Annotated in this window: 23 protein-coding genes and 2 riboswitches; of the genes, 7 read left to right on the forward strand and 16 right to left on the reverse strand. The window is 39.7% G+C overall.

All coding sequences use genetic code 11. The annotated features are described in order from the left end of the window. Positions 1–44: 44 nt before the first annotated feature. The 8 genes from CE058_RS05680 to CE058_RS05715 all read right to left on the reverse strand — a co-directional run bounded on the left by CE058_RS05680 (position 45) and on the right by CE058_RS05715 (position 7260). Positions 45–2171, reverse strand: coding sequence for a heavy metal translocating P-type ATPase (locus tag CE058_RS05680; protein ID WP_163140989.1), 2127 nt, complete (start codon positions 2169–2171; stop codon positions 45–47). Further along, a complete protein-coding gene (locus tag CE058_RS05685) occupies positions 2164–2532 on the reverse strand; it encodes an ArsR/SmtB family transcription factor (RefSeq protein ID WP_163140991.1) in 369 nt (122 codons plus the stop codon). The genes CE058_RS05680 and CE058_RS05685 overlap by 8 nt, the downstream gene beginning before the upstream one ends. Positions 2533–2651: 119 nt before the next feature. Beyond that, the gene (locus tag CE058_RS05690) at positions 2652–2921 is read right to left on the reverse strand and encodes a DUF1450 domain-containing protein (protein ID WP_048010022.1); all 270 of its coding nucleotides are present in this window, start codon (positions 2919–2921) and stop codon (positions 2652–2654) included. 28 nt (positions 2922–2949) lie between these two features. Then, on the reverse strand, positions 2950–3588 hold the full coding sequence (locus tag CE058_RS05695; RefSeq protein WP_250800756.1) for a prolyl 4-hydroxylase family protein: 639 nt from the start codon (positions 3586–3588) through the stop codon (positions 2950–2952). A gap of 319 nt (positions 3589–3907) precedes the next feature. Then, positions 3908–5278 (reverse strand): TrkH family potassium uptake protein, encoded by a 1371-nt coding sequence (locus tag CE058_RS05700; RefSeq protein WP_163140993.1) that lies wholly within the window; start codon positions 5276–5278, stop codon positions 3908–3910. A 44-nt stretch (positions 5279–5322) separates the two neighbouring features. Further along, on the reverse strand, positions 5323–5979 hold the full coding sequence (locus CE058_RS05705; protein WP_048010013.1) for a potassium channel family protein: 657 nt from the start codon (positions 5977–5979) through the stop codon (positions 5323–5325). Positions 5980–6057: 78 nt separating this feature from the next. After that, a riboswitch (cyclic di-AMP (ydaO/yuaA leader) is annotated at positions 6058–6207 on the reverse strand. A gap of 207 nt (positions 6208–6414) precedes the next feature. After that, positions 6415–6867: an anthrone oxygenase family protein gene (locus CE058_RS05710; protein ID WP_163140995.1), complete on the reverse strand. Its 453-nt coding sequence runs from the start codon at positions 6865–6867 to the stop codon at positions 6415–6417. Positions 6868–7077: 210 nt separating this feature from the next. Beyond that, positions 7078–7260, reverse strand: coding sequence for a DUF3896 family protein (locus tag CE058_RS05715; protein WP_053071361.1), 183 nt, complete (start codon positions 7258–7260; stop codon positions 7078–7080). Positions 7261–7568: 308 nt separating this feature from the next. On the opposite strand from CE058_RS05715, the gene CE058_RS05720 reads away from it, so the two are divergent. After that, a complete protein-coding gene (locus tag CE058_RS05720) occupies positions 7569–8429 on the forward strand; it encodes a phosphotransferase (protein WP_163140997.1) in 861 nt (286 codons plus the stop codon). A gap of 156 nt (positions 8430–8585) precedes the next feature. On the opposite strand, the gene CE058_RS05725 is transcribed toward CE058_RS05720, so the two are convergent. The 3 genes from CE058_RS05725 to CE058_RS05735 all read right to left on the reverse strand — a co-directional run bounded on the left by CE058_RS05725 (position 8586) and on the right by CE058_RS05735 (position 10906). After that, positions 8586–9752, reverse strand: coding sequence for an endonuclease (locus tag CE058_RS05725; RefSeq protein WP_163140999.1), 1167 nt, complete (start codon positions 9750–9752; stop codon positions 8586–8588). A 148-nt stretch (positions 9753–9900) separates the two neighbouring features. Beyond that, entirely contained in the window at positions 9901–10425 is a 525-nt protein-coding gene (locus tag CE058_RS05730) for a DinB family protein (RefSeq protein ID WP_163141001.1), read from the reverse strand. A 31-nt stretch (positions 10426–10456) separates the two neighbouring features. Further along, entirely contained in the window at positions 10457–10906 is a 450-nt protein-coding gene (locus CE058_RS05735; protein WP_048010008.1) for a GNAT family N-acetyltransferase, read from the reverse strand. A gap of 121 nt (positions 10907–11027) precedes the next feature. Between CE058_RS05735 and CE058_RS05740 the strand changes: the two genes are divergently transcribed. The 6 genes from CE058_RS05740 to CE058_RS05765 all read left to right on the forward strand — a co-directional run bounded on the left by CE058_RS05740 (position 11028) and on the right by CE058_RS05765 (position 16398). Next, on the forward strand, positions 11028–11552 hold the full coding sequence (locus tag CE058_RS05740; protein ID WP_048010007.1) for a GNAT family N-acetyltransferase: 525 nt from the start codon (positions 11028–11030) through the stop codon (positions 11550–11552). A gap of 107 nt (positions 11553–11659) precedes the next feature. Then, on the forward strand, positions 11660–11845 hold the full coding sequence (locus CE058_RS05745) for a hypothetical protein (protein WP_048010006.1): 186 nt from the start codon (positions 11660–11662) through the stop codon (positions 11843–11845). A 108-nt stretch (positions 11846–11953) separates the two neighbouring features. Then, positions 11954–12098: riboswitch (cyclic di-AMP (ydaO/yuaA leader) on the forward strand. Positions 12099–12248: 150 nt separating this feature from the next. Continuing rightward, positions 12249–13472, forward strand: a complete 1224-nt coding sequence (locus CE058_RS05750) for a dicarboxylate/amino acid:cation symporter (RefSeq protein ID WP_048010005.1) — start codon at positions 12249–12251, stop codon at positions 13470–13472. A gap of 168 nt (positions 13473–13640) precedes the next feature. Next, entirely contained in the window at positions 13641–14012 is a 372-nt protein-coding gene (locus CE058_RS05755; protein WP_048010004.1) for a MerR family transcriptional regulator, read from the forward strand. Between the two features lie 123 nt (positions 14013–14135). Beyond that, entirely contained in the window at positions 14136–15446 is a 1311-nt protein-coding gene (locus CE058_RS05760; RefSeq protein WP_163141004.1) for a hemolysin family protein, read from the forward strand. Positions 15447–15795: 349 nt separating this feature from the next. After that, entirely contained in the window at positions 15796–16398 is a 603-nt protein-coding gene (locus CE058_RS05765) for a DedA family protein (RefSeq protein WP_163141007.1), read from the forward strand. A gap of 36 nt (positions 16399–16434) precedes the next feature. On the opposite strand, the gene CE058_RS05770 is transcribed toward CE058_RS05765, so the two are convergent. The 5 genes from CE058_RS05770 to CE058_RS05790 form a co-directional block, all read right to left on the reverse strand. Next, positions 16435–17250 carry a lipid II flippase Amj family protein gene (locus CE058_RS05770; protein ID WP_163141010.1) on the reverse strand — a complete coding sequence of 272 codons (816 nt, stop codon included), beginning with the start codon at positions 17248–17250 and terminating at the stop codon, positions 16435–16437. A 326-nt stretch (positions 17251–17576) separates the two neighbouring features. Beyond that, a complete protein-coding gene (locus tag CE058_RS05775; protein WP_048010001.1) occupies positions 17577–18089 on the reverse strand; it encodes a DUF1572 family protein in 513 nt (170 codons plus the stop codon). Positions 18090–18252: 163 nt separating this feature from the next. Continuing rightward, complete coding sequence (locus CE058_RS05780; RefSeq protein WP_163141013.1) at positions 18253–19029, reverse strand: aminoglycoside adenylyltransferase domain-containing protein; 777 nt, start codon at positions 19027–19029, stop codon at positions 18253–18255. A gap of 54 nt (positions 19030–19083) precedes the next feature. After that, on the reverse strand, positions 19084–19824 hold the full coding sequence (locus CE058_RS05785; RefSeq protein WP_163141016.1) for a GNAT family N-acetyltransferase: 741 nt from the start codon (positions 19822–19824) through the stop codon (positions 19084–19086). 93 nt (positions 19825–19917) lie between these two features. After that, the gene (locus CE058_RS05790) at positions 19918–20103 is read right to left on the reverse strand and encodes a hypothetical protein (protein WP_163141019.1); all 186 of its coding nucleotides are present in this window, start codon (positions 20101–20103) and stop codon (positions 19918–19920) included. Positions 20104–20366: the final 263 nt, after the last annotated feature.

Here is a 20366-nt window from a genome sequence, read left to right on the forward strand (position 1 = left end):
CCACAAAAAAAGAGCCATGCCCGAAGGCATAACTCTGAGTTTTATCATTTCTTTATTTTGAGAAGCCGCAGGCTATTCAAGGTGACCAGCAAGGTTGCTCCCATGTCCGCGAATATGGCAATCCATAGGGTCAGCCAGCCCGGAACAACCAGCAATAAAGCCAGTGCCTTGATTCCAAGTGAGAACGTGATATTCTGCTTGATGATCCTTAACGCTTTTTGGCTGAGTTTAATCGTATAAGGCAATTTGCTCAAGTCATCTGACATTAGGGCAATATCTGCTGTTTCTAGTGCTGTATCTGTTCCGGCACCGCCCATGGCAACCCCGATAGACGCAGCAGCAAGAGCAGGCGCATCATTGACGCCATCCCCGACCATTGCCACACTTTGATGGCCGGCACGAAGTTCTTTAATAACAGCCAGTTTATCCTGCGGCAGCAAATCCGCTTTAATCTCGGAAACGCCGGCTTGCTTTCCGATCTCCAAAGCCGTTCTGTGATTGTCGCCTGTCAGCATAACCGTTTTAATTCCCATATCATTTAGTTTGCTGATGACCGTTTTCGAATGCTCCCGTATTTCATCTGCAACAGCTATTAATAGCAGAATTTCGCTTGCTGTCCCTAGAATCATAACTGTTTTACCCTGGGTCTGCAGATCTGCTATTTGCTTTTGAATAGTGCTTTCCATGCCGCTATGAAGCTCCTCAAACAGATTGGGGCTGCCGGCATAGTAGAGGACACCATTTACTGCGGCTTTTACTCCCTTTCCGGTAATAGAGGTGAATTCCTCTGTGTCCAGCCCGGTAAAATCAGTGCCCATTTCTTCTGCTTTTTTCATGATTGCTGAAGCAAGGGGATGCTGTGACCCTTTCTCTATGGCAGCCGTGACTTTGAGGAGCTGTCTTTCATCACCTTTAATAGTGATGATGTCTGTAACTGCAGGAACACCTTTTGTTAATGTGCCTGTTTTATCAAATGCAATCGATTTAAGCGCCCCTGTTTCCTCCAGGTGGATGCCGCCCTTAATCAGGACACCGTTTCTTGCTGCATTACCGACGGCCGTAACGACGGCTACCGGTGTAGACACGACAAGCGCACACGGACAGCCGACAACGAGTGCTGCTAGCCCCTGGTAAATCCATTCGTTCCAATCCCCGCCAAACAGCGGAGGAACAACCGCTATTAAAAGTGCTAAAACAATGATGGCAGGCGTATAATACCTGGCAAATTTATCGACAAACTGCTGGGAAGGCGCTTTTTCCGCCTGTGCTTCTTCAACTAAATGAATGATTTTAGCGATGGTGGTATCTTCAGCATGCTTTGTGACTTTTACTTCAAGCAATCCCTCTTCATTTAGTGTACCTGCAAAAACCTCATCACCTGCAGTCTTAACGGCAGGCACGCTCTCTCCTGTAATCGCTGCCTGGTTCAGAGAAGAGGTTCCTTTCAAGACCACGCCATCCATGGCCAATTTTTCTCCCGGCTTCACAATCATGATGTCACCAATTTGAATATCATCCACATGAATCCGCATTTCTTCATTGTCCCGTTTGATCAATGCTTCTTTAGGGGCAATGTCCATCAATGATTCAATGGACTGACGCGCTTTTTCCATTGAGAAACGCTCAAGGGCTTCACTGATGGCGAAAAGGATGACAACCATCGCTCCTTCTCCCCACTCGCCAATGATCGCTGCACCTATAATAGCGATCGTCATCAGGGTGCTCATGTCAAAATTCAATCTTGCAAGATTTTTGAAGCCTTTCAGGAATAAAGTATAACCGCCTATGATTATAGCTGCTGCATACCCTGTGATCGGGTATAGATGATCCTCTCCATACTGTTCGCTTAAAAACCAGCTGATAATGAGAATAAGAGCTGATATATAGACTTTATAATTTGATTTCTGCTTCCAGAACGGCTCGCGCACAACCGCTTTTTCATTCTCGGCACGCAGCTTCAGATTTTCGAAGGCTCCGGCTTTTTCGACCGCCTTCATTGAAGCTGTCCCAGTAACGGTTATTTTGGAAGCTCCGAAATTCACATTCGCATCTAAAACGCCATCCAGGCGTTTCACGTTCTCTTCGAACGTCTTGGCACAGCCTGCTCAGGAAAAGCCCTGAACACGGTAGGTTACCGTCTCTTTCTCCGCAATTCCAGCTTGTTCAGACATTGGCTTTCACCTCATTTCTGTGTTCAAGTGCAATCATCATTAATTGCCTGATATGATCATCATCCAATGAATAAAAAGCCAATTTCCCTTCTTTCCGGAACTTAACAATTCCCTGCTTATGCAATGTCCGCAAATGGTGGGATGCCGTTGCAACTGTTGCGCCAATGATATTGGCAATATCACAGACACATAGCTCTTCATCCCGGGTTAGTGCATAAGAAATTTTTGCCCTGTTCTCATCAGCAAGAGCCTTAAATAATTGGGCAGCACCTGAAAGATCTTCCTTCACCAGTTCCCCCTGAATGCGGTTCACTTTGTCTTCATCAAAGCAGTAAATTTCGCATGTATCTTTAGAGCCCAATTTTTTCTCCCCTCATTATTCAAACATTCATTTGAATATATTATACCTCGTCTGTGAGCTTATTCAAACAATTATTTGAATATTGTATGAAAAAAGGAACCGGATTGCTCCGATTCCTTTTATTTCTTTACTTCTTCTTTCAGTTTTATTAATAATTCATCCGAATTCTCCGCTGCAATCAATTTTCCGTCCACTACAGCATAGGGAGACAGCCTGCATTCTTTGCATTTGCTCTGACATTCGTATTCTTTATAAATAATATTCTTCTGGCTCAGGAATTGATTAAATTCAGTTAAATTATCTTCTTTTAAAAATTCATCCAGATTCCGCTGGCAAAATTCAATTGAAGATGTTTTTTGCTTTGAGAATAGTTTGTTGATGAGTTTCACCTTATCAAACTTCCTTTTGGTTTTTCTTTTAAGCTCTTTTCCGTATAAATTGTTGTCCGCCCTTGCCGGCATCCACCATATGGGGAGGGAAGAAATCAAAATGAGGCTTATATTCTTCACCCAATCCATAGTTTAAGATCTGGAGGCATTCGCCATTTTCTGCCGGATAACCCATCAATTCGGCTATCCTCTTTTCGATCCTTTCGACCAGCTCATTTTCCCTGAAGCGGAAAGCCATGCTCCTGCTTGTTCTGCCGGAACCTGCCCGTTCAACTCCCGAACCCGTATCCACTACACGGGATGGCTGCAGGCGGCTCCTTGAAAGACTGATGAGCTCATCACATTCTCCTGAGCTGAGCACAGAATCCAAGTGGAGGACAAACGGCTTTTCATTCCTGGAAAGCACTTTGACGTCCCTGTCATCGGCATGCAAGATGTTCCCCTTCCTGCCTATTTCTGGGACTTCATAATTATATCGAATCTGCTGCCCTTCTGTCGTCCCAATTGCTTCATTTCCAACAATTTTAAATAAAGTCTCATAAGCAAACCGGCTATCAAATCCCTTCTTGATCAAAGCATTTGCAAGGGAAATCGGACTCACTTCATTTTTTAGCGCACCCGTAATCCATTCCTTCAGTTCGTCTGATATCTGCATAACCTTAGCCATCATCGTCCCCCTGTATGACTCACTGAAAATACCCGTCGGCCTAAAAATGGAAATATATGTATTTTATTATAAAAGGAACTGAATCGATTTAGATGCATGAAATTTGGTATTCGCACTAGCATGGCGATCTTTTTCTTTTCGCTGTACTCTTTTTCGGCCTCATGACCGCCTGATGACGAACAATTCCCCCCAACTGTACTAATCTCCGGCTTCAAGCTTCACAAAAAAACAGGAAGAGCATCCCACTCTATCCTGCACAATCTCAATTTTTTTTACTTATTACGTCTATATTTCTTCTTATTTTTAAATCATCATCTACTCATCCAATCATGATTTTTTCTTCAGCATATTTAAAATTAGCTTTTTCTCTTCTTCTGGCAAGTGCGAAAGCAAGAGTTAAAGGACCCACTCTGCCAGCAAACATCATCAAAGCAATTAATTGTTTTCCTAATGGACTCAGTTCAGGAGTTAAGCCAAGAGACATCCCAACTGTGCCGAAGGCGGAAATAACTTCAAATAAAAGCATATTCAACGGTGCATTCTCTGTCAAAGAAAGAAGAAATAGAACCAGTGCTATTAATCCCATAGAGTACACTGTAATCGTAAATGCCCGAAAAATTAATTCCTTAGGGATTCTTCTGCCCATCAGATTAACTTCTTCATCTTCTTTAATGAGCGCTCTGACAGCAAGCAGGATCAAGGCAAAAGTTGTTACTTTAATGCCTCCTGCGGTTCCGCCTGATCCTCCGCCAATAAACATTAGAAGCATGGTAATAAGCTGCGAGCCCATTGTCAGCTCACCCGTATTAAGCGAATTAAAACCAGCTGTTCTTGGAACGACTCCGTGAAAATAAGATCCTAACAGTTTTTCCTTCATTCCCAAGTCACCAATTGTCGCGGGATTATTGAATTCTAAAAAGAATATGAAAACTGTGCCTAAAATATTAAGAATCAGTGTCATCAGCAAAACCAATTTCGTATGGAGAGAAAGTTTCCGTAAACTTTTATTGATTTTTAAATCAAGCAGCACGATATAGCCAATCCCCCCAATGATGAACAGCGAGCTTAACGTCATAATGACAGTAAAGTCCCCTGCATAACCGGTGACGCTGCTAAAGTCGCCCATTATATCAAACCCTGCATTATTAAAAGCTGAGACCGAATGAAAAGCCCCATAGTATAAAGATTGTGGAAACCCAAAATCTTCAGCCCAGCGAACACCCAAAATGATTGCACCAATTGCTTCTACAATCAGAGTAAAAGCCACCACAAATTTTACAAGACGTACCATCCCTTCAATTGTAAGCTGATTTAATGATTCCTGTATCATCAGCCTCCCCTTTAAGCCAATAGTTTTCCCAAGCATAATGGCAATGAGAACTCCAAAGGTCATAAAACCAAGTCCGCCTATTTGTATAAGCGCCATAAGAACTACCTGGCCAAAAACCGTAAAAGTTGTTTGTGTATCTACGACGACTAAACCTGTCACACATACAGCAGAAGTTGCTTCAAATAATGCATCAATAAACGATAGATGATGCCTGTCACTAGTGGAAAAAGGCAGCATAAGCAGCAGGGTGCCAATCGCTATTAGTATTAAAAAGCCAACAGACAAAGCCTGAGCAGGATTCATCCTGATCCAGGTGCCGGGCCGCTTAATTCTTCTACTCCTTCTGGTTTCTTTGTACATGGTCCATAATCTCCTCATTTAGATGGTAAACATAATTGAAAAGCTTAAACTCCATGCCTCTCAAATCTGCCAATCCCTTTATTGTGTCCCATTATAATCAGGACATCTCCCTTTAAAATGACCTCTTCAGCGGGCGGGGTAACGATTATTTCCTTCCCGCGCTGAATCCCCACGATATTACAGCCATACTTAGCCCTTATATTCAATTCTGATAGAGATTTGTTGGCAATCTTATTTGTAGCCACAATCTCCACCATACTATAATCTTCAGACAGCTCAATATAATCAATCATCTTTTCTGAAACAATATGGTGGGCAATCCGCTTTGCCATATCCCGCTCCGGATGAATCACACGATCAACGCCAATTTTTTCGAGCACTCTGGCATGATACTCATTATGTGCCTTCGCCCAGACCTTTGGAATTCCCAATTCTTTTAACAGCAATGATGTCAATATGCTGGACTCAATGTTTTCACCAAATGAAACAAATGCATGATCAATATTCTTAATTCCCGTCTGTTTAATCGCAGCTTCATCAATACCATTGATTTGAACGGCATATGTCACAAACTGTGCGTAATGATTCACTTTCTCCTGATCCACATCAATCGCAAGCACTTCCACACCCAATTCATGAAATTCCTTTACAAGACTGCCGCCAAAGCGGCCTAAACCAAATACAGCATACTGTTTTTTCATTGAAGAAATTCCCTTCTTTTTGAAAAATGAACACAAAAAAACCACTCTTAATAAAGAATGGCCAATGGTTTCCATTAACCCTTCTCTCGATTTGGCTTACGGAGTTAGCTGTCGGATTAGGGATTGAGAGTATCCCTTCTTAGCTTTAATATGCTAAGATTCACCCCAAGATAAACAAGGTTTATCAAAATTGGTTCCCCCGCTCAAATGATTCAGCAAAAAGGTTTGCTATGAAATTAATAAATATAAATTACTCCCATGTTTATCTCTTGTCAATCTTTTTTTCATAAAGCTTTGTTTAAAGATATATTAATTTTTGAACAAAAGAAAAAGACCTCCTTATAAGGTCCTTTTGGTCATTCCTTATTGAACTGGCACACCCGTTTGTTCAATAAGGTAATGACAAAATGTTTAATCCTTTATATGTAATATTAATTAAATTGTAACTGAGAAACAAAGTAACACAAAGCCAATAAGAAGCAACCAAGAACGAATAGATTGAAAGAACATCCATCGTTTTCTTATTTCCTTCCAAGCAGCGGGTGGGTTATCTCCATCCCACTGTTTGATTGCCTTGTTAATAGGAACATTATATCTAATAGTTATTATTGCTGCTAAGATGAACATTCCAGCAGAAGAAAAACGGCTTGCAAGCTCGATTGTTCCAAGTTCTTTTGTAAATACTGCAAAGGATAAGGTTAGAATGACACTTACAGGCATTAATATAGGCATAATACGTCCATATGTTTTCAGGGAAGCTTGTTCAAAAAATATATGTTGCTTTTGAGGTAAATGACGGATAACTGGATGCACTAAAGCGTATGAAGTAAACTCAGCACAAGCAGTAAAGCCCGCTATCAACAAAGTAATAAAACCTAAGAAATCCAATTTAACATCTCCTAATAATTGAGTTAATAATTTTATTATCATTATACAAGTATTGAACAGTTTTAATTATATTAGGAATAAGTTTTTTAACTATTCTCTCTCAATAAAAGAAGCGAAAACGACTGCCCCGTTTGTTTAAAAAAGAAAAATCAATATTATTTTCATCATGGCCTTTCACAAAAAAAAGAAACGGCTTTCAGCACCGCCTCCCTAACTGATTATATTCCCTCTTTCAAAATGATTCATTTCTGTTAATTCAATCATATACTCATAGTTGTCGATCCTTTTTTGAAGAGTTTCCTTTTCACTCTCTGATGCAGCCTGACCGTGCATTTTGATCTCCAGTTCTTGTTTTGCAGCTTCCAGCTTCTTCTTTATTTCTAAATAGTTCATTTTCAGCACCCTTTCGCCTTTTATAAAATTTGAAAGGAGGAATGAAAACGCTTTCCCCTTTATTTAATTATAACCGATTAACCCCCTTATTCATTTCAGAATATATTGATAATTTGTGAAATATTAAAGTACCTACCTAGAACGGCAAGCAGGTCAGATATCATGGAGAAATAATAGAATTAACATTCGGAATCGAGTATGAATTCGCAATTATACTCGATTTTTTTTTTGAGAAACAGCAAGAAACAGGTAACTTATATTAATATATAGAGAGAAGCAGAAGAGGTATCCTAGAAAGGGGGAGAAATATGAATATACAAGAAATAATACATCAGCTAATGGACAATAACATTTTCCATTCAAAGCCAACTTATCATGAACAATTAAATGGTGGTACGGTAAGTGAATTGTACCTTCTGCATTTTGAGGATATAAGGTATGTCATTAAGAAAAATGAACCACAAATTATTAAATCGGAGGCAAATTTCCTTAATGATTACAAGAAGACTGATTTATTGCCAAAACTTTTATTCGTTGAACCATTTTACAAGTACATCATTTATTCCTTCATTGAAGGCACTGCCAAATATGTTAGAAAAAACAAAAAAGAAACCCTCCAAACACTGGTGCAAGGGCTTTTAAATCATTACAAACCCGTTGAAAACAGTGAAGGCTGGGGCTGGGCGGATCAGCCATCAGAGTCTTGGCAGAGTTTTATCCTTGATAGCATCGATGAAGCAAATAAAATCCTCCATTCACGATTAGATAATAGTCATTATAATCTCGTACTGGAGCTTGCTGAAAAAAACAGCAAAGACAAAGAGCCATTTTTACTGCACGGGGATTGCGGAGTACATAATTTCATTTTTCGTAATGGAGAATTAAGTGGTGTAATTGACCCCACCCCTGTTATTGGCGAGCCGTTATATGATTTAATATATGCTTTTTGTTCATCCCCAGAGGAACTAACAAAAGAAACCCTTCTTAGTGCAGCAGCCTTTTTGAAATCTAAAACGGAAATAAATCCTTCTGTTTTATATGAAGAGGCACTAGTTGGTTTATATCTTAGAATGGCAACTTGCATAAAACATCACCCAAGTGATTTTCAGGAATACCTTGAAGCCTGGGATTACTGGAAGGAAATCGTAAAAGACATTAATCATTATTAAGCATTCATTGAGTACTTTATTGGAATATGTCACATACAAAAAATAAAGCTCAAGAGCCATATGCTCCGAGCTTTTTTGTGTGTATTTTACTGTGTTAATTTACCTGTGAATTAACATGTTATTTTAACTGAATTATTTACTAAAACGGAAATTGCATTATTCCCATATCGCAGATGCCCACTCAGGATGATCTATAAACGGATTGCGGTTATGCTGGTAATCAGAGTAGATGATTTCGTTTCTTCTTCGTTCTTTATCATCGACCGGGTCTTCCTTATGCCACTCGAGCAGGACAGACATTCTGCCATGATAAGGAGCAGAACCGTTATTGACTGCATTGTTCAGCTCCAGATTCACTTCTCCGCTGTCACCTTCATAGCGGACTGCCATATAAAACAGCATCCGGGCTACATCGCCTTTTACAGAATCCCTTGGTTCCCAGGAATCTGAGTCATAGTAATTTCCAAGTGCTTCAGAATGCTGGGACCCCCCATTATCAAAATCAAGATTTCCTCTCGAACTATTTACAGATACATCTGTTGGCCGCAAATGATGAAGGTCAGTTCCCGCCCCCATCGCTGTGCCAAAGTCTCCGTGCGATTTAGCCCACACATGTTCCCTGTTCCAGTCATTGACTCCAGATCCATTGTTGAATTTGCCCTGAGAACGGCCGGTATATAAGAGAATGACGTTATTAGGATTAGCCGGGTCTTCGTCTGTTTCACGAAGAGCTTCCCATACATTGGAATAGGAAATTTCAGTATGGTCATCAATGATGTTATGAAGAGCTGATTTTAAAGACTGACCTGTTTTTCCATATGCAGCATCATAATACCCGCCAGGTCCGGGTTCCGGGTCAGTTGCTCCGCCGCCACCATCCAGTTCAAAAGCAGTACCGTCCTTAAGCCCCGGATGAGAAAAATAGGCAGTCAGCGTTCCCGTAACTTTCATTTTCTTTCCCATCAGAGATGGATTCGATTTCAAACCAAAGCTTGAGCGAAAGGAGGATGGGATTTGAACATAAATCATTTTAGCCAAGCTAGTCTCTGATGGACTATCCGCCAAGGTTAAAGCATAGTCATTTGGAAACCCGCTGGTGATAACCGTATTTGCTGCAGTCGGCTGTCCAACCACATAGCCTTGAACAGTTTTGGATGAGTTATTTTGTGCATTGATTCCCTGTGAAACCGAATAAGGTGATGACCAGGTCCCATCTCCCGCAGCTGCCTTTGTTATTGAATCTTGGATGGGCTGCATTACAATGAGAATGGCAGCAAATAGAATAAACGATAAAAGCAGACCTTTTCTCTTACGATTCAGCATTCATTCGCCTCCATAATGTTTTGAAAGGACTTAGAATAAACAGAAAAGTCACAATCAACTCTTAGTATAAATGAACACCCTCGGCCATGGCATGATGTATTGGTCCCTAAATTTTGCTGTTTTACAATACTTAACAATCGTATAATGCTTACTTTTTTAGAATGCCCAAATACTCAATCCAAGGACCAACATCTGTCCTGTACCGATTTGCCAATACTCTTGTAATCTGTGAAATATGCGTAAGATCATGAACAGCCCAAGTGGAAATCAATTCCCTGACTCTTACTGGACCAAATGCAGGGTGAAGCCCTTTCTTTTCAAAATGAGTTTCCAGATCAGGCATCTCCCTCAGTGTGGCCAAATTTTTTATTCTAAGAGTCTTAAAGATCTCAAGCTTTTCTTCCAGCGGCAGATCCCCTGACAAACTTAAATGAGCAAAACGGTCAAATGGAGGAAATGGCTTGCTTTCCCCTTCCTGCAGAATAAATGACAGTCGCGGAATCCAATTTTTCTCTTCGCCATCAATCAAATGATCAACCACTTCGGCTGCATTCCACGTGCCTTCCCCTTCATTGCCATAAAGCCATTCTGAAGATAGACCGCTTAGTAATGCATCCAGCGTATCCGGTGTCCGTTCAAGAATTTCAATAGCTTCTCTTAAGTTAAAATTCATATAGTCGCTCCTTTCAACCTTCATGGCTTTCCTATAGTAATTTCTCAAAAGCAGTAATAGTGAGTGCTTCATTTATTTCCATTTTATCAAGCTCTTTAAAACCATTCTTCAAATAAAAATTAACAGCAGGCGTATTCTTAGAACCTGTTGTCACAACCATTTTTTCAATCATCGGCCTCCGTTCAATGTAATTCAGCAGCTCTTGTGCAATTCCCATTCTAAAATATTCAGGATGCACAATGAGTCTATGTATATCTAAAACACCTTTCTCCTGTTTAAACGAAACTACCCCGCATAATTTTTTGCCAGTAAAATACCCAAAAAAGGTCTCTCCTGTAATTTGCAGGGTATTAGCAGTATCTTTCAAAGGGGGCAAATCAGGATAACCAATGATTTCAGCCTCAATTTTATACGCGGGAAGCTGTACGCTTAGAACCTGCTCAGCCGCTTTTCGGTCTTTAATATTTATTTCCTTAATCATGATGGTCCCTCTTCTTATATTAGTTTAAAAAATAATTTCTCTATCAAAAATAATTTCCCTCTTTTTTTGGACGAATATAGGCATTCCAATATAAAATGTTAGCTAAAGGGGGACGAATGGGATGAATTTAAACTATGAAGTGATAACAAAAGACAATATCAGCCTTTGCCGGGATTTATGCAATGAGCTGATGGCTTTTCAAAAATCTAAGGCACATATAACACCTGAGCGTTTTGACAGCATGAATTTTGAAACAAGATTGGTTCCATCCGTAAATTCTGCTATACATAATTATATTGTAATTGTTAAGGACGATGAAGAAATCGTGGGCTATGTTTATTCTAATGTTTCACCTAAGGAAGCCTACTCCAATGATTTCGCCACTTTTTTTGATCTAACTTCAGTCAGGAAAGAAAATGTTGGCTGCTTATCACAATTCTTTATTAAAGATGGCTATCGGCAATACGGAATTGGTTCAGTTCTTTTTAACATGTCGATGGAATGGTTAAGTCAATTTAATGATGTGGAAGATTATTTTATTTATGTATCAAATGGAAATACAGAGGCCCTTGAATTTTATAAAAGCAAAGGATTTACTGTGAGTCACGATATTCTGGACGGCTTTATTACAGTTTTGCGAAAATAGGATTATTTTTTCCATAATTCATATACTCATACTCATTAAAAATATAGTGGACATTCCCATAAATCTTGTTATAATTCAAAAAGAAATTACTTTGAAAAGGGTGCATTATGGGAAATACATGCAGATATGTTGTGAGTGCCACCGGGAAAAACGGGGAGACTTATTATACGCAATGCAAGGATAAAGAGGAGTTAAAAGAGTGGTTAGCTGAACATGAAGACAAGCTGAATAAGAAGGAACTGAAGGTGACGGACAAGAAAAGACACCCTCTTTTGAGCTGGCTTAACTTCTGATCTTTTTGTCCTTTTCTATAAAATTACTATTTATTTAATAGTAATCATGGATAAGAAAATCTTATGATTTACAACTTTTATGATTATTGTTAATATATTAAAAAAACATTATATTTTTCGCTTAATCATAATTGAGCGGGGGAACCAATTGTACTTTTTCTTAAAAGTACCTGGGGTGAATCCTTTTACAGGTAGGGTACTCTCAAGACCCGAACCCGACAGCTAACCTCGTAAGCGTGTTGAGAGGGAAACACTGCATCTATGCACAGTGGTTTTTACCTCTGTGTTTTTTTGTTGCCTTTTTTAAGTTAGGTTTATGTTTTTTGGGGGTAATATAGGGAAGGACATTATTTTCTGTGTCTATATTTTACATTTTTTTACTTTATTCATTGGAGGAACGCGTATGAAATTATCTACTAAAATTATTATTGCTTTGATTGCAGGGGGAATTACAGGTTTACTGATTAATTTGTTTGCGCCTGGAATATTTCCTGAGCTTGACAAGTTTGTGTTTACACCGCTTGGAAAAATCTTTTTAAACTTAATCAACATGCTGGTTGTCCCGATTGTATTCTTTTCCATTACTCTTGGTACAGCCGGGCTTGGTGATCCAAAGAAATTAGGAAGAATAGGTGTCAAAACGATATCCTACTTCTTAGTTACTACAAGTATAGCGATTATTATCGGACTAGCTTTGGCATATGTCTTCCAGCCGGGAAATGTCGGGGAATTTGACGTAACAAACGTGGAGTATGAATCTGAAGAAGCTCCGCCTGTCTCAGAGACACTATTAAATATTATTCCGACCAATCCGGTAAAAGCCTTTACGGAAGGAAACATGCTTCAGATTATTACTTTTTCCATTTTTGTCGGATTTGCCTTAACGATGCTCGGCAATAAAACAAAAGGCATTTTAAACCTGATTGAACAGGGCAATGACATAATGATGTATCTTGTTAATCTGGTTATGAAATTTGCGCCATATGGAACATTCGGACTTATTGTTTCTGCTGTTGGAAGCCAGGGTCTCGATGCCATTAAGGCAATGGGACTTTATATGATCGTGGTTGTTCTTGCCCTTCTTGTCCATGCCATTATCACCTATGGCGGTTCAATAGCACTCATTGCAAAAAGAAATCCATTAACCTTCTTTAAGGGATTTGCACCTGCCATGGGAGTAGCGTTCAGTACTTCAAGCAGTAATGCCACATTGCCGATTTCGATGAGTACTGCCCAAAAAAATCTGAAAGTTCCTGAATCAATCAGCAGCTTTGTGCAGCCGCTTGGTGCAACGATTAACATGGATGGAACAGCCATCATGCAGGGTGTTGCCACTATATTTATCGCACAGGTATTCAATGTGGATTTATCACTCACCCAGCTTATCACGGTTGTTCTTACCGCAGTGCTTGCCAGCGTTGGTACTGCAGGTGTGCCGGGTGTCGGCCTGATCATGCTGGCGATGGTTCTTAACTCCGTTAACCTTCCGGTTGAAGGTATCGCATTAATCATTGGTATTGACCGTCTGCTTGATATGACGAGAACAGCTGTCAATATTACAGGCGATGCTGCTTGTGCAGTGATTGTCGCGGAAACAGAAGCAAAAAAAGAGGCTGTTAAAGCCTGATCAAAAAATAACACCGGTTATCCGGTGTTATTTTTTTCGGAGCTCTTCCTCCCCTTCTTCATTCAATTTCATTGCTTTTCTATGATAGTTTAGTATAATTAGATTCATAACCATCACGTAACAGTTTGGAGGAAACCTCATGGGGCTGAGAAGTTAAGAATAGGAGAATTGGCTGAAAAAGCAAAGGTTACGAAGAGAACGATTGATTACTATACTTCCCTGGGTCTTTTAGAAGCAGAACGTTCACCTTCAAATTATCGCTATTATGACCACTCCTCCATCGAACGTATTGCTTTCATCGAGAAATGTAAAGCGGATGGTTTGTCATTGGAGGAAATCAAGAAAAAAGTCATCAGCCAATTTTCTGAAGAGGTAGATGTTCTTGAGCTAAGGCTAAAAATTCAGGATCTGGAGGAGGATGTAACGAAAGCACTTTCTCAGCTGAAAAAATCAGATCCGGAAAAATATGAATACGTTAAAAAAAATATTTCACATGAAAGCTTATCATTAATTCAGTCACTGCTTTTATTGCTGAACTAATATTGGTTTTTTGAATTTTGGAGCATTATGCATATTTGTTTGGGCACAATTTAAGTAGTGAACTTATTAAGTATTATTACCATTTTAGGAGGTGTATGTCTTACTTTTTAGTAAGACTGCTTGTTGACAACCATAAATTTATTATTGATTGCATTATTAATAGCATTAACCGCATTCTTCGTAGCAACCGAGTTTGCGATTGTAAAGGTCCGTGTTTCCCGAATTGATCAGCTGATTGCTGAAGGGAATAAAAGGGCTATAGCGGCAAAGAGAGTCGTCACGCACCTCGATGAATATTTATCGGCCTGCCAATTGGGGATTACTATCACCGCATTAGGTCTCGGTTGGCTTGGTGAGCCAACGGTTGAAAAGTTATTGCATCCGTTATTTGAGAGGTTTGAAATAGCAGAGTCCCTTACCCATATTTTATCATTTGGTATTGCCTTTGCTTTAGTCACCTTCCTGCATGTCGTTGTAGGAGAGCTTGCACCTAAAACCGTTGCCATTCAGAAAGCGGAAGCAGTTACAATGGCGTTCGCAGCACCGATTATCTGGTTCTACCGAGTGATGTTCCCATTCATTTGGTTCTTAAATGGATCTGCCCGGGTACTCGTTGGCCTATTTGGTTTAAAGCCGGCTTCTGAGCATGAAATGGCCCATTCTGAAGAAGAACTGCGAATTCTTTTATCCGAGAGTTATAAGAGCGGTGAGATCAATAAGAATGAATTAAAGTACGTGAACAATATCTTTGAATTTGATGAAAGAATTGCAAAAGAAATCATGGTGCCGCGAACAGAGATGATTACGATTGCTTCAGATCATACACTGGCAGAAATTATGCAAACCATCCAAACAGAAAATTACACGCGATACCCTGTTGAAGATGGGGATAAGGATAATATCCGCGGGTTTATTAATGTAAAAGAATTTCTGACAGCCAGTCTTACAGACAGGATTACCCCGGAGAATCTTGATCTTGACTCCTTTATTAACCCGGTCATCCATGTCATTGAAAGCATTCCAATTCATGACCTGCTTGTCAAAATGCAAAAGGAACGCATTCATATTGCCATTTTAATGGATGAATATGGCGGAACTTCCGGATTGGTGACCGTTGAAGACATTCTTGAAGAAATAGTCGGTGAGATCCGTGATGAATTTGATGAAGATGAAGTTCCTGAGATACGAAAGCTAAACGATAACCATTATATCCTTGATTCCAAGCTTCTTATTGAAGATGTCAATAATCTGCTTGGCACGGATTTTGAGCATGAAGACGTAGATACTATTGGCGGCTGGTTCCTTACACAGCATATGGAAGCAGAGATAGGAACAGAGATTGAAGCGGATGGATTTACTTTTAAAGTCCACGAAAAAGATGGACACCAGCTTCATTATCTGGAGGTTTTTAAAAGCAAGCCCCAGTTAGCTTAAGAAAAAACGGCGGCTCCGATTTCGGCAGCCGCCATTTTTGTGTCTATATAAAGTGAAACTACAATCAGCAGGGAGTGCTTTTCTCCCTGCTGATTGTTAGTTGAGGCCCACAGGAAGTGGGTCACAAAGACGTTGCCACAGGACGTGGCGTTCTTAGTCTTTATCCTTCTTTCGGGCCTTTACGGGCAGTTTGACCCCCACTTATCCTCCTTTGGTTCTTCTGAGTCTTGAAGCGGGGTCTTACTGACCGTTAGACAGCGATAAATACTTGATTGTTTTCCTATTACCCGTTAGACTGACTTATGTACTTGAAGAATTACCTTTTTATAAATTTACAGGATGTGTGGCTATGTCAGAAATTGTTATCAGCTTAATTGAATTTTTAAAACAGTTCTCTTACTTTGGAATATTGCTTGCCCTCTGCTTTGAATTTGTTCCGGCAGAAGTGGTTCTCCCTTTGGCCGGCTTTTGGGTCTTCCAGGGTGACTTTAATTATTATCTGGTTGTATTAGCAGGCACTGTGGGAGGAACGATCGGGCCGCTGACATTATATGCGCTGGGCCGATATGGCGGCCGTCCCATGGTTTTAAAATACGGAAAATACTTCTTAGTTTCACAAAAACAGATTGATGCTTCGGACAAGTTCTTTGAGAAGTACGGTTCTGGGGTCGCTTTCTTTGCCCGCTTTATGCCGGTTGTCCGTACAGCAATATCGATTCCATGCGGAATGGCCAAAATGAATGTGTGGAAGTTCTCAATCTATACATTCCTGGCAATGCTTCCGATTACCGCATTCTATGTTTATCTTGGGTTTAAACTTGGCCCTCATTATAAAGAAGCAGAGGAAATTTTCAATAGCTACGCCCTTCCTCTAGTCCTGATTATCCTTGCGGGACTCATTATTTTCTTTGCTTACAAATTCATCAGCAAGCGCAAGAGCAAAAGTATCTAAATCGAAAACGGCACTGAATGAGCAGTGCCGTTTTTTCTATACAAAAAACTTTGAAGCCCAGGCAATATAATAGGCCCCGGGTATAAATATGATCTGAGCAAGGACAGTCCCGATCAATCTGGAGGTAACCATCATAATGGAGATTCCTTTTAAACTCGTATACTTGGCTTTTCCGCGCACCACATTATCTGACATGACAGAAATTTTTGGGTCTACAAAAATCGATAGCAGGATTGTTGCTACACCGTTTATCAGGCCAGATGCCATAATCGCTGTTCTTGAGCTATCATGTGTAAGCAGCGAAGCATATAGTGCTGACAGCACTCCAATTGTATAGATGGCGGTTACAAACATATTGAATAAAAATAGCCGTTTGGGTATTTCACTGAATTTAAGTCCATTTAAATAGGAGATTCCCGGAAACTTAAAATGGCTGATTGCTGTCTTTGCCGATTTCAAGCTAAACCCGACTTTTAGCAGCGAAGGCACTGACCCTTCTGCATCGGCGAGACGGATAATGGCTCTTGAGAAAATCGCTATGAATGTCGGCAGCATCAAAATTCCAACGATGGTCCCTATTGTGGATGCCCCAATTAACACCCTGAACTGATTTTCAACGTAACCGAGAAAGTTTTGTTCTGGAGCAGTATCAATAATACTCCCAAGCAGCGGCTGCTGCCCCATGTTCGCCATTCGTGAAACAATGACAATGGTACTGAACAAAGAAAGCCCTGATGCGATCAGCTTGACCCTGGCACCCGATAATCGGACAGCATAGGCCAGTGTTTCAATACTATGTATAAGAATGATGAATAAGGAAGTAAACAGGATTTTCCCCGTAATTAGATCCAAAAAGAACACTTCTTTCATTTTTTCCTGATTATACCATTATGTTGGGAATGATTGAAGTGCGATGAAAAGATAAATACAGTTTCAAAAATACCTATATACCATATCCACATTCCCCTTTCTCCCGCTCTTACAATCTTATCACCAGCATCAACATGCCTAATAGAAAAGAACTAAACGGAATCCAATCAAAATTTTAGAGAAATAACATATAAAGAGAAATTAAAATAATGCCTGCCAAGATCGTTATGCTTTTATTTACTGAATGACTTTCCTTCGATTTTAGATGGACACAATGCCTATTTACCGTCATTATGTTTGTCGAGCATTTACTTAAGAAATTGATCTGATTTCCCTTTAGGAATACTGAGGCTTTCCCACTCACCACTTTTTATTAGTTTGCCGATATAAACAATCTGTCCAACATGGTAAGAATAATGTGCCATCTGCCTTTCTATTGCATCTATAACTAGATGGCTCTCGCCTCGAATAGTGATATTTTTAAGAAGATCCTGCTCTTTTAAACTTTCTAACGCGGAAAACAGCACCTTCCACCCTCTTTCCCAAATCAAAATTAGTTCATCTTTTGAAGCAGTAGCTGTTGAAAATTCCTCATCTCTGTTTCGATAAGGCTTTTCTCCATCTGAGATCAAAAAATCTGTCCACCGTGAAACCATATTGCCGTTCATATGCCTGATAATTACTGCTGTACTATTGGACTCTTCATTGAAAGTCCAATTCAACTCCTCCCCGGAAAGCCGCTGAATGGTTATATCCGCCAATTCCTTCACAGCCTGAAATCTTTTCTTTACGATCTTTAGATATGTTGAACCTAAGCTCATAGTATGACCTCCTTTTTATCTTCAGTAAGATCGTGACTCATTAGGTACATAATGGGAAAAATAAAAGATGCAGTCAGAGGAAGCCGTTTTCGGAGCAAAAGCAGACGCAGGATTAACCACCAATTCCCTTTATCACTCGCCTTTTCGCCATTGTTCCTCTCGACTAAGTGCCATACCAGCTTAGCAGCTTCTGGACTTCACCATCAATATAATCTCTTAAATCATAAAGCTTAGTAAAATCTATGTCAGTATGATCATTTGCAGCTGAACTATATATTCCCACTTTCTTTTGAATAGCAGATATAAACTCATCCGGCATTGACTTCAGTGCCCACTCCCCGGCTTCATACTTGGATGATATAACATCTTCCTTGAGATACCAATATATCCGAATCATATTTAAGACACTATAAACAGGATCCTCTTTAAGATTTTCAAGGCAATCACGATAATCCCCCAGGATAGAAGACAGGTAGTCCTCTCTCGGCACATTAGGAAAGGTTGCTTTTATAGATTCGCCAGCAGCACAAATCCCTCGATGATGAAGGATTGTAATATGAGCAGCCAAGTCAGGATCATAACCTGAAACGCTATGCGGATCCACTTCTTCTTCAAATCTCTCCCGCCAAAATTCACTATAGTGAAAATCAAACGGACATGGATGCTGCCAATTGCTGAGATCTTTTTCATTCAAAAAGCTGACTTCAATGGGGAATGGTGCATTGGAGCACTTTAAGAGTAACTTTGCCATCTTACTTTTAATAACAGATGACAAGGAATGATACGTTACAACTAAAATATCAACATCACTTCTATCAGGGTTAAATCCGCCCATCGCCAGTGAGCCATGCAAATAAAAACCTTTAAAATTATCCTTTAATAGGAACTTTGCTTCTTCTAATAACTGATTAACCATTTCCATTACATCAGGCTTACTCATGCCAAAAGCTCCCCGCTTCATTTCAAGTTATCATAATACAGAATCGTGCGGCCCTCATTTATTTTGTTCATAAACACGCAATAATTCTTCCACCGGAATACCATTGATCTTCATTCCAGCAATGCTGCTATCGGAAACTTCAACATTTTTCAAACGGCAGTTCGTTATTTTACTCCCTTCCAGGTTACATCCATGAAAGGAAACGGGATTCTCTCCACCCCGAAGATTTGTCTCAGTAAATTGCACTCCGCTTAATGTAACATGCATGAACCTGCTTTCGGATAGATTCAAGTCGGCAAACAGCGTTTTTTGGAGATTAATATTTTGAAACTTTGAATGACTTAAATTACAATTGCTGAAATGTGCTTTACTCAGGCTGCTGTTGCTGAACGAACTTTCCGCCATATTCACTTTGTAAAATTCAGTGTTTCCCATATCGGAGTTCTCAAATTGAGAATCTCTAAGATCCTGTTTCGAAGGACCGGTTCGTTTCTCATAACAATACTCTTCATCCGTTTTAAAAGATAATTGAAAGCCCATTTTCTCGTAGAAGTGATGATTATTGATTTGTCTGGCCGATGTTTCGAGTTCCCATGCCTTCACATAGGGATAATGATTTTCTATAAACGTAATGACAGCTGAACCAATTCCGCACCCCTGTAGATCAGGCCGCATAAAAATCCGATCAATCCGTCCATATGATTTTCCGGAAATCGTAACGATAATCCCGCCTGCTATTTCATTTTTATAAATTACTTTATAATAATCCAGTTCCTGAATCATATATTTCGTCATTTGCAGGGAATCATATCCGGGAGGCTGAATATTAAAATCTGGACCCAGGCTGCTGTATAAAAGAAAAAAGAACGCCTGCTTTCCGGCATAAAATTAAAAGATGATCCCAAATGATGCCCCAAGAGTTAATTCAATGATATGAACCCCCAGCTGTACTCCCCCTCCGTTTAACTCATACAGCCGAAAATATAAACTTAGCGTTACGTCTGTACTTAAGTTAATCAAAGCAATGACAGCCCAGCTGAAGTATATTTTTTTATTTGTTAAACGTTTTGGCATAAACCTGATTACATGAGATTAATGGCCAATGAAAGATAAGGAAACCAATACATACAATGAACCGCCTTTTATTTTTTCAATGCTTTTAATGTAAAGAACTTATCTCCCCCAACAGATAATCAAAGTTTTAATATATTTTTCCTTATTCATCAATTTGCTATGCAAAGATCATGTTCCCGATTTTGTCAACTCAGGTTATGGTCTCGTAAAAAGTATGGTTGACCTGTAAGCATTTGGGTATTTTAAAACTAAGATTGCCCTAT

It is taken from the genome of Bacillus sp. 22-7 (assembly GCF_010628845.1).
Lineage (GTDB): Bacteria > Bacillota > Bacilli > Bacillales > Cytobacillaceae > Cytobacillus > Cytobacillus firmus_B.